The sequence below is a fragment of the Paraburkholderia sp. BR14320 genome (assembly GCF_040948665.1).
In the GTDB taxonomy this organism is placed as follows: Bacteria; Pseudomonadota; Gammaproteobacteria; order Burkholderiales; family Burkholderiaceae; genus Paraburkholderia; species Paraburkholderia youngii.
In genome coordinates this window covers 74,900-91,014 of the sequence record NZ_JBFPKG010000032.1, presented here as the reverse complement: position 1 = coordinate 91,014, position 16,115 = coordinate 74,900, and the positions used below count along the sequence as shown (strand labels likewise).

Genomic DNA, 16,115 nt, shown 5'->3' with positions numbered 1-16,115 from the left:
TGGAGACATCCCATGACCGAAGCATTCCTGTGCGACGCGATTCGCACCCCCATTGGCCGCTATGCGGGTTCGCTGTCGTCGGTGCGCGCCGACGACCTGGGCGCGGTGCCGCTCAAGGCGCTGATGGAGCGCAACAAGAACGTCGACTGGACCGCGATCGACGACGTGATCTACGGCTGCGCGAACCAGGCCGGTGACGACAACCGCAACGTCGCGCGCATGTCGCTGCTGCTCGCGGGATTGCCGAAGGACGTGCCGGGCTCGACCGTCAACCGTCTGTGCGGCTCGGGCATGGATGCGATCGGCATCGCCGCGCGCGCGATCAAGTCGGGCGAAGCCGCGCTGATGATCGCCGGCGGCGTCGAAAGCATGAGCCGCGCACCGTTCGTGATGCCCAAGGCGACCAGCGCGTTCTCGCGGCAAAACGAGGTCTACGACACGACGATCGGCTGGCGTTTCGTGAACCCGCTGATGAAGAAGCTGTACGGCGTCGACTCGATGCCGGAAACCGGCGAAAACGTCGCGACCGACTACAACATCAGCCGCGCCGACCAGGACGCGTTCGCGCTGCGCAGCCAGCAGAAGGCCGCGCGCGCGCAACGCGACGGCACGCTCGCGCAGGAAATCGTCGGCGTGACGATCGCGCAGAAGAAGGGCGATCCGATCACGGTCACGCAGGACGAGCATCCGCGCGAAACGAGCCTCGAAGCGCTCGCGAAGCTGAAGGGTGTCGTGCGTCCGGACGGCACGGTTACGGCCGGTAACGCGTCGGGCGTCAACGACGGCGCGGCCGCATTGCTGCTCGCCAACGAAGACACCGCGAAGCGCTTCGGCCTGACGCCGCGTGCCCGCGTGCTCGGCGTGGCGACGGCGGGCGTCGATCCGCGCGTGATGGGCATCGGCCCGGCGCCGGCCACGCAGAAACTGCTCGCGCGTCTGGGCATGAAGATCGATCAGTTCGACGTGATCGAGCTGAACGAAGCGTTCGCCTCGCAGGGCATCGCCGTGCTGCGCGCGCTGGGCGTCGCCGACGACGATCCCCGCGTGAACCCGAACGGCGGCGCGATCGCGCTCGGCCACCCGCTCGGCATGAGCGGCGGGCGTCTGGTGACGACCGCGACGTATCAACTGCAACGCACGCAGGGCCGCTTCGCGCTGTGCACGATGTGTATCGGCGTCGGCCAGGGTATCGCGATCGCTATCGAGCGCGTGTGATGCACGTGTAGCGCGACGCACATCGCGCGCGGTTTGCGATCCGTTCATGCAACAGCCCCATCGTTCCCGCGATGGGGCTGTTTGCTTTTGCGCGCGGCCTCGCGCGTACAATCGTTCGCGTCCTATCGTTTGCACTAGTTGTCCTGAAGATGTGGAGTCGATGGAGGCGGGCACGAACACTGCGTAGCGCGAAGTCATTGCGCGGCGCTCATCATGACCGTCACGCCGGATCGAAACCCTTGTCGAGGAGAACGCGAATGAAGACAACGACGATAGGCGCAGCGTTGATGCTGGCGGCTGCGGCCACGACCCCGCCGGCGCGCGCGCAGGACGACATGGCGAGCACCGCCCAGGCGGTGCTCAGCGCGGCGCAGCCGGTGCATATGACGGCGGAGATCGTCGGCATCGATGCGGGCAACCGCGCGCTGACGCTGAAGGGCTCGGGCGGCAACGTCGCGATCGTGCTCGTCAGTCAGCAGGTTGCTGGCTTCGATCAACTGAAGATCGGTGATCGCGTCGACGTGCTCTACAAGAATGCGCTGCTCACGAAGGCGGAAAAGGTCACCGGCGCGGGCAAGGGGATTCGCGAGCGAGCCGACAAGCAGAGCTATGCGCCGGCGTCGGGCGGTTACGAATCGGCGCGACAGACCGAGGTACTCGCGACCGTACTGAAGATCGATCACAAACAGCGCCTCGTGACGCTGCGCGGCGCCTATCAGACACAGACGTTCCAGGCCGCGCCCAACGTCGACCTGAGCGACGTGAAGGTCGGCGATACCTTGCATGCGGTGTTCGTGTCGGCAGCCGCCGTGCAGGTGACGCCAGTGGGCCACTGAGCCGCTGAGATCGCGGCCCATTTCAGCGGCCGGAAATGTTTCGCAAACTATGTCGAGATATGTCGCGCCGCCCGACGAATGCCCGCAAAGCCTTGCCTGGCGGGCCCGAGTCGCGATGAAACAGCGCGACATATCTTCCCTGATGATTTCCCCGATGTGTCCTTCTATAGTCCGTTCGTCGCCACGCGGCAATTACGCAAGTGGCCCGAATCCAGCAAGGACATATCGTGAAGAATCGTGCATTCGCAGGTTCCGACAAGGTCCGCGCCAGCATGGCGCGAGGCGCGTTGCGCAGGGCGGTGCTCGGCGCGGCCGCGGCCGTGCTCGCACTCGGCAGCGCATCGGCGTTCGCCTGGTCGGGTCATGGCACCGCGTACACGTCGCGCGGCGTCTATAACGGCGCGCACTACGGCTCGTGCGGCGGCGGTAGCTGTTCGCATGCGGGCAGCATGGCTGGCCCCTATGGCGGCTTCGCGAGCAACACCGGCACGGTCACGCGCACGGCGCCCGGCCAGTTCTCGAACTCGGGTACCGCGACGGGCCGCTATGGCAACACGGTGCAGCACTCGGGCGACACCAGCTGCGCGGGCGGTACCTGCTCGCATACCGGCACGATGACGGGTCCCGACGGCAAAACGGCGACGACGTCTGGCGACGTGACGCGCACCGCGCCGGGCCAGTATTCGTCGTCGGGCTCGATCACCGGGTCGAACGGCAATACGGTCAATCATTCGGCGTCGACCAATTGCGCGGGTTCGACCTGCGCGCGCTCGGGCACGGTGACGGGGCCGGACAACAACAGCGTCTATCACTCGGGCACCGCGACGCGGGTCGCGCCCGGGGTCGTGACGACATCGACGAGCGTGACCGGCACGCAGGGTCACACGGTGACGTCGAGCGGTACGGTGGTCACAGGCGGCGTGGTGGTCGCAGGCGGGACCACGACGACGAGCGGTACGACCATGGTCGTCGCGCCGAAGCCGGTGGTGGTCGCGCCGCCGCCTGCGCCGGTCGTCGTGCCGCCGCCGGTCGTGTACGTACCGCCGAAGCCCGTCGTGGTGACGCCGCCGCCGGCCTATGTTCCGCCGCCTCCGGTGGTGTACGTGCCGCCGCCGGCCGTCTACGTCGCGCCGCGTCCCGTGTACGTCGCGCCGCGGCCTGTCGTCTGGGTGCCGGGCCATTGGGTCGGGCGCGTGTGGGTGCCGGCGCATTGGGCCTGACGATGAGCGCGGCGATGCGAATCAGAACCCGCGTCGAGTCGTGGCGCTCACGTCGCGCAGCGCGGTGCGACGTGATGTGCGGCACGGCGGGCCAGCACCCACCATCTGATGAGGCGGCGCGTCGTTCGCGAGCGGCGGAAGGGTCCGCGTGGCGCGCGCTCCGCAAAACGGCTGCACTCGCGACGATCGTCGTGGCGACGATGTCGGCAATCCACGCAGTCATCGACACCAGCGACGCCAACGACCACCGTCGCGCGAATCCCGCCGCCAGCGCGACGAGAGACTGTTCCGCGCGCTACGCCGCGTTGCTCGATCTGGCCGAACTCGCGCGGCGTGACGGCAAATCGTCCGAGATCGTCGTGCGTGGATTGAGAGAGCAGAACGGCGCGATGAGGGAGTGCCTATCCGCAGGCTGGGTCAGGCCCGCAACGCGATTACATTGAACGCGGCCGCGTCAGATCGCATTCCAGAAAAATCGCGCCGGGGATCGGATTGAACACGTAAGCGTCGATCGGCTCGAAACCCAGCGATGCGTAGAGCCCGAGTGCCGCTTGCATAGTGGGCAGCGTGTCGAGACGCATGCGGCGATAGCCCGCTTCTTTCGCGGCCGCCAGGATACGCGTGGCGAGTTGCCGCCCCACATGCAGCCCGCGTCCCGCCGGACGCACATACAGGCGTTTCATTTCGCAGATGGTGTCGTCGATCGGACGCATTGCGACACAGCCGACGATATCGCCGGGATCGTCGCCCGAGCCGTTGCTCGCGAGCAGCACGCGGCCGCGTGGCGCTGCGAATTTGCCCGGCAGGCTGGCGAGTTCGTCGTCGAATTGCTGGAAGCAGAGATCGAAGCCGAGACTCTCCGCGTACTCGCGGAAGATGGTCCGTACGGCCTCGATCTGTTCGGGGAAGCGGGCAGTATGCAGATGGATCATGCGATGGGTCGGGTCATTGAACATGCAGCGGAAACCGGATCTCGAACGTGGTCCCCACGCCCTCGCGCGACGCAAACTCGATCTGTCCATCGAGCACGCGGCATAGCTCCTTGACGATCGCGAGCCCCAGACCCGTGCCAGGGATTTCCTCGCCGGCCGCGCGCTCGAACTCGTCGAACACGCGCTCCGCATCGGCGGGCGCGATGCCGACGCCGGTGTCGGACACGCGAATCGCCCAGTGTTCGGCGCCATGCATCGCGAACCGGAATTCGACTTGTCCCGACTTCGTGTATTTGATCGCGTTGGACAACAGATTGACCGCGATCTGCTTGAGCTTCAGCCGATTCGACGTGACGACCGGCAGCGCCGCGTCGAACTCGCTGCGCAGCGCGAGTCCTTTCGCGTCGATCGACGGCTGCATGGAAGCGATGAGTTCGTCGAAGAGTTCGCGCAAATCGACGTCTTCGAGCACGAGTGTCGCCGCGTCGCCGAGCACGACCGAGTACTCGACCATCTGGTCGACCAGTTGCTTCATGTCGGCGGCCTGACGGTTCGCGAGTGTCAGCGCGGCATCGGCTTGCGACGGCGCTCGCTCGATCAGTTGCAGCGCGACCGAAAACGCGTTGAGGAAATTGCGCAGATCGTGCGCGACGCTGCGCGTGATCTGCATGCGCGAATCATACAGATCGCCGACCAGCCGTTGCTTGAGTGTCAGTTCGTCATTCGCGCGTTCGAGCCGGCCCGTGTATTCGTCGATCTTGCGATCACGCTCGCCGACCACTTCCTTGATCGACGCATACCTGACCACGCTGAATGCTTCGGCGATCAGACGCCGCGCGCGGCTCTCGTGGCGGCGCGTGCAGGTCCGGTCGCGTTCGACGAATTCTTCGAGCGCTCCGACGAGCACCTGCTCGAAGAGGTCCAGTTCGCGCACCAGCTCTTCGATCCGGTAGCCCTGCTGCCAACGGACATTGCCGTGCTTCTTCGCGTCGCGCTCGATCGATGATTCGGCGCGTTCGAGATCTTCCGCATCGAGCGCCATGCACAGCTGGTCGAGGATTTCCGGCATATGGTCGACCAGCTGTTGATAGGTGAGCTTGTCCGCTTCGACGAGATCGGCGTCGATGGCGACGGCATGCATCCATTGCCGCGTCAGACGGCCCCGTTCCGCACGGATGAAGTTGGCGAAATTGCGCAGCGGGCTCACGCGTCGGTCGGTCATGATGGATACCGGAATGGAGTTTCTACAACATACAAACACGCGAACGGTTCCGAACGCCTCGGTTCGGCGCGGGCACCGCAGACCTGTTTGCGCCGGCAATCGGCCAGGCATCCGATGTGCGCCGGCAACCCGCGTCATTATCCGCGCAATTGCCTCGTGTGGAACACCTCTTGCGAGACTCTGGTCAGACAAGAAGCAAGTTTCGTCAGCAAACCATGATGTATTCGATATTGCTGGTGGACGACGAACCGGAAATTCTAGCCGCGTGGCGGCTGATTCTGGAAAGCGAAGGGTATGAGGTGAGTTGCGCGAGCAACGGCGCCGAAGCGCTCGCTTGTGTCGTCGCTCACGTTCCCGACCTGATTGTTACGGACTGGATGATGCCGATCATGGACGGCGCGGAGTTGTGCCGCCGTTTGAAATCGATGCCGTTATCGGTCAACGTACCGATTCTGGTCCATACCGCGGTGCCGCCGTCGGACAGCGAAGCTCAGTACTGCAGCGCATGTTTGCTGAAGCCGATCGGCGCGGATCTGTTTTTGAGCACGATCGCGCAACTCTGCACGCCACGGTGCTGATACGGCACGATCACCGTCGTGTTATCAAATCAACCGCGTGTTGAGTCGGCCTTCAGAAAATCGACGAACGCGCGCAGCGGCGCGGGCACATGGCGATGGCCGGGATAGTACAGAAAAGGCCCTGAAAACCGCTGCCACCACGGTTCGAGAATCGCTTCGAGCGCGCCGCTGTCCAGATGCGGGCGCAGCATGTCTTCAAACAGGTGAATGATGCCGAGACCCGCGACCGCGCCGCTGACCGCGAGGTCTATCGCTGCGCCGGGCCGCACCAGCAGCGGTCCGGTCGGATTCAATTGCAGCAGCTCGCCGTCGCGCTCGAAGTACCAGGTCGGCATCGCGCCGCTCGCGAACTGGCCGCGCAGGCAGGCATGCGCGAGCAGTTCGCTGGGATGCTGCGGACGGCCGTGCGCGTCGAGATACGCGGGCGACGCGGCGGTCGCGAAGCGCTGCACGCGCGCGCCGATCGGCACCGCGATCATGTCCTGCTCGAGGCGTTCGTCGTAGCGAATGCCCGCATCGCAACCGATCGACAGCACATCGACGAAACCATCCTCGACCACCACCTCGACGCGAATATCCGGGTACTGCTTCAGAAAGCGCGCGAGCACGTCGGGCAGCACGATGCGCGCGACGCTCGATGGCACGTTGAGCTTCAGCGTGCCGGTCGGCTTGTCGCGAAAGCCGTTCAGCACGTCGAGCGCCGCTTCCATTTCGCCGAACAGCGGCGTCAGCTTCTCGATCAGACGCAGCCCGGCTTCGGTCGGCGCGACGCTGCGCGTGGTGCGGTTCAACAGGCGCAGCCCGAGTTTCGTTTCCAGGCGTCGCACCGCGACGCTCAGACTCGACGCCGACACACCGCTCACACGCGCCGCGTCGCGAAAGCCGCCGGCGCGCGAAACCGACACGAAGGCGGCCAGATCATTCAGTTCCATGACGATTGATTGTGCAGAATTTTGAACAACCCGTACACGTTAGACCGGTTTATTCAACAACGCAATTGCGGCGATACTGCCGCTCATCACTTCACAAGGAGATCGTGATGCCGAACTTCAGCTCCATCGACACTTTCGTGCTAGCCGGCCGCGCGGTGCGGCGCATGGGCTATGGCGCGATGCAGCTGGCCGGCCCCGGCGTGTTCGGGCCGCCGAAAGACCGCGCCGCGGCGCTCGCGGTGCTGCGCGAGGCCGTTGCCTTGGGCGTCGACCACATCGATACCAGCGATTTTTACGGGCCGCACGTGACCAACCAGGTGATCCGCGAGGCACTGCACCCGTATCCGCGCGATCTGACGATCGTCACGAAGGTCGGCGCGGTGCGCGACAGCGCCGGCGCATGGCTGCCGGCTCAGGAGCCCGCCGACCTCGAGCGCGCGGTGCACGACAATCTGCGCAACCTCGGCCTTGATGTGCTCGACGTAGTCAACCTGCGCGTGATGGGCAACGTGCACGAGCCGAGCGAGGGCTCGATCGAAAAGCAGGTCACGGCGCTCGCCGAGCTGCAGCAGCGCGGGCTCGTGCGGCATGTCGGCCTGAGCAACGTGACGGCCGCGCAGATTGCCGAAGCGCAGCGCATCACGAAGGTCGTGTGCGTGCAGAACCACTACAACCTCGTGCATCGCGACGACGATGCGTTGATCGATGCGCTCGCGGAGCAGGGCATTGCCTACGTGCCGTTCTTTCCGCTGGGTGGCTTTACGCCGATTCAATCGTCGGAGCTGTCGGAGCTTGCGCGCAAGCTCGAGGCGACGCCGATGCAGGTCGCGCTCGCCTGGCTGTTGCATCGGGCGCCTAACATTCTGCTGATTCCGGGCACGTCTTCAGTGGCACATCTGCGCGAAAATCTGCAGTCGGCGCAGCTGAAGCTCAGCGACGAAGTGCTCGATCAACTGGATGCGATCGGCGCCGAAAAGGGCTGATTACACCGACGCCGCAATAAACTCCCGCAACCATTGATGCGCGGGATCGCGATGCACACGCTCATGCCAAAGCATCGCCATCTCGTAGCCCGGCACCTCGACCGGCGGCTCGACCATCCGCAATGTGTCCGAGCCGCGCACGAGACGCGCGGGCAGCATCCCCACGAGATCGGTGCTCGCGAGCACCGACTGCATGAACAGAAAGTGCGGCACCGACAGCACGACCTTGCGCGCAAGCCCCAGCTTTGCGAGCGTCTCGTCGGTGACGCCGAAAAAGCCGCCGCCATCTGGCGATACGATCACGTGTTCGAGCTTGCAGAACTGCGCGAGCGTGGGTCGGCGCTTCAGCTTGGGATGACCCGCGCGGCCGACCAGTACGTAGCGCTCGGCAAACAGCACGCGGCGGCGCAAGCCTTCGGGCGCGCCTTCGCTCGTATGGAAACCGATATCGATGTCGCCCTGTTCGGCCTGGCGAGCGAGCCTTGGCGGCACCGCCTCGACGATCGCGAGACGCGTGCCGGGCGCCGCCGCGCGCAAGCCTGCCAACATCGGCAGGATGATCGTCGACTCGGCGTAGTCCGTTGCGGCAATGCGCCAGGTTTGCGTCGCCGCGGCCGGATCGAACGGGCTGGTTGGCGCAACCGCGCGCTGCAGTGCGTCGAGCGCTTCGCGTAGCGGCTCGCGCAGTTGCTGCGCTTTCGCGGTGGGCCGCATGCCGCGCGGTCCGGGCAAGAGCAGCGGATCGCCGAATACGTCGCGCAGTTTCGCAAGATGCACGCTGACCGACGGCTGCGAGAAGTTCAGCCGTTCGGCGGCGCGGGTCACATTGTGCTCTTCCAGCAGCACATCGAGCGTGACCAGCAGGTTGAGGTCGAGTCTTCTGAGATTAACCACGGCAATACCTGACATATTCGGAATTCATTTCCAATATACCTCGGCGATGACTATCGTGACTGTTTTCAGCCATGAAGGTCCCATCATGAACGTTCTTATCATCTATGCGCATCCCGAACCGAAGTCGTTGAACGGTTCACTGAAGGATTTCGCTGTCCGTCATCTCGAACGCGCCGGCCATACGGTGCAGGTGTCCGATCTGTACGCGATGAACTGGAAAGCGTCGCTCGATGCGCACGACACCCGCGAGCGTCACAGCGCCGAGCGCTTCTTCGCGTCGCTCGAATCGAAGCATGCGTTCGAGAACGGCTTGCAGAGCGAGGACATCGCGCGCGAGCAGGACAAGCTGAAGTGGGCCGATGCGGTGATCCTGCAGTTTCCGCTGTGGTGGTTCTCGATGCCGGCGATCATGAAGGGCTGGGTGGAGCGCGTCTATGCGTACGGTCTCGCGTATGGCGTCGGCGAGCATTCCGATGCGCGCTGGGGCGAGCGTTACGGCGAAGGCCGTTTCGCGGGCAAGCGCGCGATGCTGGTCGTCACGACGGGCGGCTGGGAGTCGCACTACAGCGCGCGCGGCATCAACGGTCCGATCGACGACGTGCTGTTCCCGATCCAGCACGGCGTGCTGTACTACCCTGGCTTCGACGTGTTGCCGCCGTTCGTCGTCTACCGCACGAGCCGTATCGACGACGCGAAGTATGCCGAGGTCAGCGCGGCGCTCGGGCGACGGCTCGACACGTTGTGGACGACCGCGCCGATCGCGTTCCGGCCGCAGAATGGCGGTGCATATGAGATCCCGGCGCTCACATTGCGGGACGATCTGGCGCCGGGGCAGGTTGGGTTTTCCGTGCACGTCGAAGATGTCGGCGTAGCGTGCGCAACGCAAGCGAACGAAGCGGCTGAAGCCTGACTGGATCGTATGCTTCGCTGAAATATGGCTGTAAGTCGCCATTGCTAGAGTCGTCGACGGACACAGGCCGAGGCGCGCCGGGACGGTGTTGTTCCGGACGCCTGACGAAGGTATGCAGCCGGAAGCTAGCGGCAACGAGCGGAAGGGCGACCCACCATGAATCCAGTTCGTAGGTTCTGGCTCATTTTGATGCTGATCGCATCGCCGGCGTGGGCGTTCCAGGCGCGCGTCGTCACGATCCCGAGCGCGGCGATGCATCGTACGTTCGACGCCACCGTCGTGCTGCCCGATCAGTACGCGCGTGGCGACCAGGCCGCGCGCTTTCCGGTCGTCTATGTACTGCACGGCTCAGGCGGCGATTACACGGACTGGACCGCGAATTCGCATATCGGCAAGCTCGCCGATCGCTATCAGGTGATCCTCGTGATGCCCGACGGCGGCCGCGATAGCTGGTACATCGATAGTCCCGTCGATCCGCGCAGCCGCTATGAAACCTACGTGGGCACCGAAGTGGTTGGCTATATCGACGGCCATTTCCGCACCATCGCGACGAGGCAGGCACGCGCGATCACGGGCTTGAGCATGGGCGGATTCGGCGCGCTACGCATTGCGCTCGACATGCCCGACACGTTCGGCGCGGCGGGCAGCATCAGCGGTGCGGTGGACCCGCGCAGCAGCGAGGACGAGCCCGGCATCGCGCGGGTGTTCGGCGACCCGTCCCAACATGCGGACTTCTGGGATAGCGAGGCGATCGTCGCCAGCGCCGAGGATTTCGGCCGCGACCACATCGCCCTGACGATCGATTGCGGCGTGAACGACTCGCTCGTGCAATCGAACCGTCTGCTGCACGAGCGGCTCGTGGAACTCGGCGTGCCACACGATTACGCCGAGCGGCCTGGCGGCCATACATGGAAGTACTGGTCGAACGCGGTCAAATACCAGGTGCTGTTCTTTGCCGGCACGTTCAGGCAGGCGGCGCGCGAAATGCGTGACGCGCGCGCCGCGGCCGCGGCCTGAGGGGCGGACACAGCTGTCCGCGTCAATCGATTCCGTGAAACACCGCGTCGTCCGGGCCCAGGTAGACGGGCGGGCGCCACGTGGCATCGCGCATCGAATGCTGGACCTGTTTGTCGACGCCGAGCAGTACCGCGAAAATCGCCATCCGCACCGGAATGCCGTTGTCGGTCTGCCGGAAAATCGCGAGCCGTGAGTCGTGATTGAGGTCGGTGCTCAAATCGTTCGCGCCGGGCCGGCTGTCGCGTGGCAGCGGGTGCATGATCAGCGTGTCGGCGCCGCACATGCTATCGACGAGCGCCTGGTTGATCTGAAAGTCGGGCGTATAGCCTTCGAACGATTCGTCGGTGAAGCGCTCCTTCTGGATGCGCGTCGCATACACGACGTCCGCGCCGCGCAGACCGGTGCGCAGGTCATGCGTCTGTTCGATCACGTGACCGTTGCGCGAAATCTGCTCGATGATATAGCCCGGCATTTCGAGCATCGGCGGCGAAATCAGCGTGAACTTGATGCCGCGATACAGCGCCAGCAGCTTCACGAGCGAATGCACGGTACGTCCGTACTTGAGGTCGCCGACCAGCGCGATGTGTGCGCCGTCGACGATCTTGCCCAGGCGCGAGAACTCGCGCTGGATCGTGTATAGATCGAGCAGCGCCTGGCTCGGATGCTCGCCGGGACCGTCGCCGCCGTTGATCACCGGCACGTTGGTCGCGCGCGCGAATTCGGCCACGGACCCTTGCTCCGGGTGGCGGATCACCAGCGCGTCGACATAGCCGCTCATCACGCGGCTCGTGTCGTAGATCGATTCGCCTTTCGCCATCGACGAAAACGTGAAGCCGGTCGTGTCGCACACCGAGCCGCCGAGCCGGCAAAACGCCGCGCCGAAGCTCACGCGGGTGCGCGTGCTCGCCTCGAAGAACAGATTGCCGAGCACCGCGCCTTCGAGCACACGCGAGATTTTGCGGCGCCGCGCGATCGGCTGCATGATGTCGGCGACGCGAAACAGCGCCTCGACCGAGTCGCGCGAAAACTGATCGACCGACAGCAACTGCGGCTTGCCCTCGAACAGCATCTGGCTGGCGAGCGATTGCGAGTCTACGCTTTGCGTATATCCTTCGCCCGGCTCCGTATTGGCGACGATCTCCGACACGAAACGCTCGACGATTTCCGGCATCGCCCGCGATTCCTGCGAGTCGTCCGGCAGCAGCCACGTGTCCAGCGCCCGGCGTGACACGCCGATACGGTTAGCGAACGTATCGCGCGTCATATTCAGGCGACGCATCGCATCGCGTAGGAAGGCTTGTTGCGGAACGCTCATGAGGGCACCTGTCGCAAGTGTGGGGTCGGCGGGAGTCAGACAGCAAAACGCGTTGATGTACGCGGTGCGTATATTAGTTTCCGGCGCGTAGATGTCAAGCGTTTTCCTGCGCGAGTTGCTTCGTGAGGCGCCTGAGGCCCCGCGGCGCGGGTTTGGCGGTTACACTGCGGTTCATGCACTCCGGCCCTATGTTCCCGCTCCGTTCGTCGACCTTCGCCCGCGCCGCTCTCGCGGGCGCGGCGGTCGCACGTGAGAACGGTGTTTCGCGTAACGTCGGCGCCAAAGCCAAAAAACAGCCGCACATCTGACCGGAGCACGCTGTTCCGTCGTCAGATGTGCGACGGAACGACCGGTCGACCGCCCGCCTGCGGCTCTCTCCTGTGTTCTCCCTCGCACCGCTGACCGGATTCGATACGGTCGTCATCGAGGTAGCAAACATGTCTGATTTCTCGGGTATCTGGATTCCGCTGATCACGCCGTTCGCCGACGGCGCCGTCGATCATGCCGCGTTGCGCGCGCTGGTGCGTCGCTATGCGGACGCCGGCGTGGCCGGGCTCGCCGCGCTCGGCACGACCGGCGAGCCCGCCACGCTCGACGCCGCCGAACAGGACGCCGTGCTCGCGACGATTCTCGCCGTCGCGCAGGCCAACGCCACCGACGCGCAGCGGCGCGCGCTGCCGGTGCTGGTCGGCGTCTCGGGCAATCACACGGCGAGCATGCGCGCACGGATCGAGCAGTTGAATCTGTTGCCGATTGCCGGTGTGCTGATCGCCGCGCCGTATTACACGCGACCCGCGCAGGACGGCATCGTCGCGCATTTCAGCGCGCTGGCCGACGCGAGCGCGCATCCGGTCGTGCTCTACGACATTCCGCAGCGCACCGGCGTGCGGCTGGAACTCGACACGCTGCTGACGCTCGCCGCGCATCCGCGAATTCAGGCGGTCAAGGATTGCGCCGGTTCGCTCGACACGACGCTCGCGCTAGTTCGCGATGGCCGTCTGCAGGTGCTCGCGGGCAACGACCTCGAGCTCTTCTCGACGTTGTGCGCGGGTGGCAGTGGAGCGATCGCGGCGTCCGCGCATTGGCGGCCCGAGCGTTTCGTCGCGCTGTACCGCGCGTTGACAGAGGGCAAGCTCGACGAAGGAAGGCAAATTTTTCACGCGCTCGTGCCGCAAATCCAGCTCGCGTTCGCCGAACCGAACCCCGCGCCGGTGAAGGCGCTGCTCGCGGCGACGGGGTGGGTGCGCAATGAACTGCGTTTGCCGATGACGCGCGCGAGCGCGGCGTTGACCGAACGGCTCGTGGCGTTGGGAGAGACGCAGCCTAGATAGCCACTCCGCTCGCGCCCATCGTTCTGCTGCGGAGCATGGCGCCGAAGTCGTCGGCGCTGACTGGTTTGCCGAGCAGGTAGCCCTGCATTTCGTCGCACATCATCGAGCGCAGCTTGTCGAGCTGCGATTGGGTCTCGACGCCCTCGGCGACCACGTCCATTTCGAGTGAGTGCGCGAGCGCGATGATCGCCGACACGATCGCGCTGCCCGCCGCGCCGTTCGCGTCGAGACCATGGGTGAAGAAGCGGTCGATCTTCAGCTGCTTCACCTGAAAGCGCTGCAGATACGCGAGGCTCGAATAGCCGGTGCCGAAGTCGTCGATCGAGATGTCGAAGCCGCTCGCCTGAAACGCGCGGATCACCTCGACGGTGCGCGCGGCGTCCTGCATCGCGACAGTCTCGGTGATCTCGAACATGATCTGCTCGCACGCGACACCCTCGTTCCTGACGATCTCCTGGATCGTCTCGACGAGGTCCGGCTGCAGCAACTGACGCGGCGACAGATTGATCGCCACCTTCATCGCCGGCAGGCCCTGTTCGATCCAGCCACGAATGCGCCGGCAGGTCTCGCGCACGACCCAGTAGCCTATTTGCACGATCTGCCCGGAGCGCTCGGCGACCGGGATGAATTCGGCTGGCGTAAGCGCGCCCAGCTCCGGATCGTACAAGCGGATCAGCGCCTCGGCGCCCGCGAGCGCTTCGCCGCCGCGCTGAAACTTCGGCTGGAACAGCAGCGAAAAACGCTCATTCGCGAAGGCGTCGTGCAGCACTTGCTGGATCTGCAGCGTGCGCGTGGCGGCCTCGTTCATGCTGCGCTCGAAGAAGCGGTAGGTGCCGCGGCCGGCGCGCTTCGCTTCGTACATCGCGGCGTCCGCGTGCTGGAGCAGCGTCTCGACGCTGTCGCCATCGCGCGGATAGAGTGCAATGCCGATGCTCGGCATGACCTGCAGCGGTTGTTCGTCGCTCCACGTGCCCTGGCGCATCCGCTCGAGCACGCCGTCGGCGAGCGCGGCCGCGTCGTCGCCGCTCGTGAGGTGTTCCGCGAGCACGACGAACTCGTCGCCGCCGAGCCGCGCGACGGTGTCGCTCGAACGCACGCATTGCTGCAGGCGTTGCGCGAAGGCGGACAGCACCGCGTCGCCGGCCGAGTGACCGAGCGAATCGTTGATCGTCTTGAAGCCGTCGAGATCCATGAACAGCACCGCGAACGACGTGCGCTGGCGGCGCGCGCCGCTAATCGCGCGCTCGATCCGCTCGGTCAGCGTCGCGCGGTTCGGCAGGCCCGTCAGCACGTCGAGCGTCGCGAGGCGCACGATCTGGCCGTTCAGCTTCGACACCGCGCCGAGCAGGAAGGTGGTGCGCACGTCGAAGCGCGACAGCATCAGCGTGACGATCAGCACCGCGAACGTGAGCAGGATCACCGCGGTGGCGAGCCATTGCGCGTCCATGTCGTTGGCCGCGCCGCAGATCGCACCGGGCGCGAAATCCGCGGCGCCCATGGCCGTATAGTGCATGCCGCTGATCGCGACGCCCATCACCAGCGCCGCGGCCAGACGTTTGCGCGCGATATGACGCTCGTGTTCGTTGCTGAGCGCGCGCGCCATCCACAGCGCGGCGCTCGATGCGCCGATCGCGATCGCGATCGAGGCCGCGAACCATACGGGCTGGTAGTGGATCGCGGGCGCCATGCGCAGCGCCGCCATCCCGGTGTAGTGCATGCCGGCGATACCGATTCCCATCACCACGCCGCCCGCCAGCAGCCGGGCTGGCGTCAGGCGCTGCTGGGTGGTCAGGAAGAGTGCCAGATACGAAGCGCCGATCGCGAGCGCCAGCGAACAGGCGGTCAACGCGAGGTCGTAGCCGAGCGGGATGGGCAGCGAGAACGCGAGCATCGCGACGAAGTGCATCGACCAGATGCCGACACCGAGCGCGAGCGCGCCGCCGAGCCGCCAGGCATGCCGCCGGCGCGCCGAGGCGAGCAGGAAGATGCGGCCCGTCAGATCGAGCGCGGTGTACGACGCGAGCGTCGCAACCGCGAACGAAATCGCCACGAGCCATAAATTGTAGGAACTCTGCATGTTGGATCCGCCGCGCGAGGAATGCGGCTTGACATCTTATCGGCACTCTTCGCATTTTGTTTAACTTATTTGCGCGTGGCTAACAGGGGCCAAAACGGGCCGGCGGACCAAGGCGAATGCCGCACTGGACGGCTTGTCCGAGTGCGGACCGCGCTATGCGGCGGAGCGCGGGTCAGAAGCCGGATCGGCGTCGTGACGGCTGAGCGCGAAACCCTCGTCGAGCCAGCCGGTGACGCCGCCCGCCATCAGTTTGACGGGCCGCCCAAGCTGGGCGAGCCGCAGTGCGCCGCGCGCCGCGCCGTTGCAGTGCGGGCCCGCGCAATAGGTGACGAACAGCGTATCCGGCGCATAAGCCGCGAGCTTCGACGCGACGATCTTGCCGTGCGGCAAATTCAGCGCGCCGGGCACGTGGCTCTGCGCGAACAGCGCGGGACTGCGCACGTCGAGCAGCACGAAGCCGGGCGCGCCGCTCGCGAGGGCGGCGTGGACGTCGGCGCAATCGGTTTCGAAGCGCAGCGACGCGTGGAAGTGCGCGATCGCGGCGGCGCTGTCGGCGGCGGGAATCGCGGTGACGGCGTTCGGAGCGGTGGTGAGGTTGTCGTGAGTCATGGCAAGGAACGAGGAGTTGATCGGGTGGGTGTGGTGGCCGGGTC

Annotated in this window: 16 protein-coding genes; 9 read left to right on the top strand and 7 right to left on the bottom strand. The window is 65.5% G+C overall.

What is annotated here, in order from left to right; genetic code table 11:
* Nucleotides 1-12: 12 nt before the first annotated feature.
* The 4 genes from pcaF to AB3X89_RS25970 all read left to right on the top strand — a co-directional run bounded on the left by pcaF (nucleotide 13) and on the right by AB3X89_RS25970 (nucleotide 3,714).
* Nucleotides 13-1,215, top strand: a complete 1,203-nt coding sequence (gene pcaF, locus AB3X89_RS25985; RefSeq protein WP_368585852.1) for a 3-oxoadipyl-CoA thiolase — start codon at nucleotides 13-15, stop codon at nucleotides 1,213-1,215.
* A gap of 257 nt (nucleotides 1,216-1,472) precedes the next feature.
* Nucleotides 1,473-2,051, top strand: coding sequence for a hypothetical protein (locus AB3X89_RS25980; protein ID WP_368585849.1), 579 nt, complete (start codon nucleotides 1,473-1,475; stop codon nucleotides 2,049-2,051).
* Between the two features lie 272 nt (nucleotides 2,052-2,323).
* Complete coding sequence (locus AB3X89_RS25975; RefSeq protein ID WP_368585851.1) at nucleotides 2,324-3,271, top strand: hypothetical protein; 948 nt, start codon at nucleotides 2,324-2,326, stop codon at nucleotides 3,269-3,271.
* A 14-nt stretch (nucleotides 3,272-3,285) separates the two neighbouring features.
* Nucleotides 3,286-3,714: a hypothetical protein gene (locus AB3X89_RS25970; protein WP_368585848.1), complete on the top strand. Its 429-nt coding sequence runs from the start codon at nucleotides 3,286-3,288 to the stop codon at nucleotides 3,712-3,714.
* On the opposite strand, the gene AB3X89_RS25965 is transcribed toward AB3X89_RS25970, so the two are convergent.
* Together AB3X89_RS25965 and AB3X89_RS25960 are read right to left on the bottom strand one after the other, a co-directional pair.
* A complete protein-coding gene (locus tag AB3X89_RS25965; RefSeq protein ID WP_368585847.1) occupies nucleotides 3,706-4,203 on the bottom strand; it encodes a GNAT family N-acetyltransferase in 498 nt (165 codons plus the stop codon). The two genes, AB3X89_RS25970 and AB3X89_RS25965, sit on opposite strands and share 9 nt — an antisense overlap.
* Nucleotides 4,204-4,216: 13 nt before the next feature.
* Nucleotides 4,217-5,425 carry a sensor histidine kinase gene (locus AB3X89_RS25960; protein ID WP_368585846.1) on the bottom strand — a complete coding sequence of 403 codons (1,209 nt, stop codon included), beginning with the start codon at nucleotides 5,423-5,425 and terminating at the stop codon, nucleotides 4,217-4,219.
* A gap of 215 nt (nucleotides 5,426-5,640) precedes the next feature.
* Between AB3X89_RS25960 and AB3X89_RS25955 the strand changes: the two genes are divergently transcribed.
* Nucleotides 5,641-6,003 carry a PleD family two-component system response regulator gene (locus tag AB3X89_RS25955; protein WP_368585845.1) on the top strand — a complete coding sequence of 121 codons (363 nt, stop codon included), beginning with the start codon at nucleotides 5,641-5,643 and terminating at the stop codon, nucleotides 6,001-6,003.
* A 29-nt stretch (nucleotides 6,004-6,032) separates the two neighbouring features.
* On the opposite strand, the gene AB3X89_RS25950 is transcribed toward AB3X89_RS25955, so the two are convergent.
* Nucleotides 6,033-6,935 (bottom strand): LysR family transcriptional regulator, encoded by a 903-nt coding sequence (locus AB3X89_RS25950; protein ID WP_368585844.1) that lies wholly within the window; start codon nucleotides 6,933-6,935, stop codon nucleotides 6,033-6,035.
* Nucleotides 6,936-7,042: 107 nt separating this feature from the next.
* Between AB3X89_RS25950 and AB3X89_RS25945 the strand changes: the two genes are divergently transcribed.
* Entirely contained in the window at nucleotides 7,043-7,918 is an 876-nt protein-coding gene (locus tag AB3X89_RS25945) for an aldo/keto reductase family oxidoreductase (RefSeq protein WP_368585843.1), read from the top strand.
* Here AB3X89_RS25945 and AB3X89_RS25940 read toward each other — a convergent pair whose 3' ends face one another.
* Complete coding sequence (locus AB3X89_RS25940) at nucleotides 7,919-8,827, bottom strand: LysR family transcriptional regulator (RefSeq protein ID WP_368585842.1); 909 nt, start codon at nucleotides 8,825-8,827, stop codon at nucleotides 7,919-7,921.
* A 70-nt stretch (nucleotides 8,828-8,897) separates the two neighbouring features.
* Between AB3X89_RS25940 and AB3X89_RS25935 the strand changes: the two genes are divergently transcribed.
* The gene (locus tag AB3X89_RS25935; RefSeq protein WP_368585841.1) at nucleotides 8,898-9,722 is read left to right on the top strand and encodes an NAD(P)H-dependent oxidoreductase; all 825 of its coding nucleotides are present in this window, start codon (nucleotides 8,898-8,900) and stop codon (nucleotides 9,720-9,722) included.
* A 156-nt stretch (nucleotides 9,723-9,878) separates the two neighbouring features.
* Nucleotides 9,879-10,739, top strand: coding sequence for an alpha/beta hydrolase (locus AB3X89_RS25930; protein ID WP_368585840.1), 861 nt, complete (start codon nucleotides 9,879-9,881; stop codon nucleotides 10,737-10,739).
* Between the two features lie 22 nt (nucleotides 10,740-10,761).
* Here the strand turns inward: AB3X89_RS25930 and AB3X89_RS25925 are convergent, their stop codons facing one another.
* A complete protein-coding gene (locus AB3X89_RS25925) occupies nucleotides 10,762-12,054 on the bottom strand; it encodes an aspartate carbamoyltransferase (protein WP_013091330.1) in 1,293 nt (430 codons plus the stop codon).
* Nucleotides 12,055-12,491: 437 nt separating this feature from the next.
* On the opposite strand from AB3X89_RS25925, the gene dapA reads away from it, so the two are divergent.
* Nucleotides 12,492-13,385 (top strand): 4-hydroxy-tetrahydrodipicolinate synthase, encoded by an 894-nt coding sequence (gene dapA / locus AB3X89_RS25920; protein ID WP_368585839.1) that lies wholly within the window; start codon nucleotides 12,492-12,494, stop codon nucleotides 13,383-13,385.
* Here dapA and AB3X89_RS25915 read toward each other — a convergent pair.
* The gene (locus AB3X89_RS25915; RefSeq protein ID WP_368585838.1) at nucleotides 13,378-15,462 is read right to left on the bottom strand and encodes a putative bifunctional diguanylate cyclase/phosphodiesterase; all 2,085 of its coding nucleotides are present in this window, start codon (nucleotides 15,460-15,462) and stop codon (nucleotides 13,378-13,380) included. The two genes, dapA and AB3X89_RS25915, sit on opposite strands and share 8 nt — an antisense overlap.
* 153 nt (nucleotides 15,463-15,615) lie before the next feature.
* Entirely contained in the window at nucleotides 15,616-16,071 is a 456-nt protein-coding gene (locus AB3X89_RS25910) for a rhodanese-like domain-containing protein (RefSeq protein ID WP_368585837.1), read from the bottom strand.
* Nucleotides 16,072-16,115 lie beyond the last annotated feature (44 nt).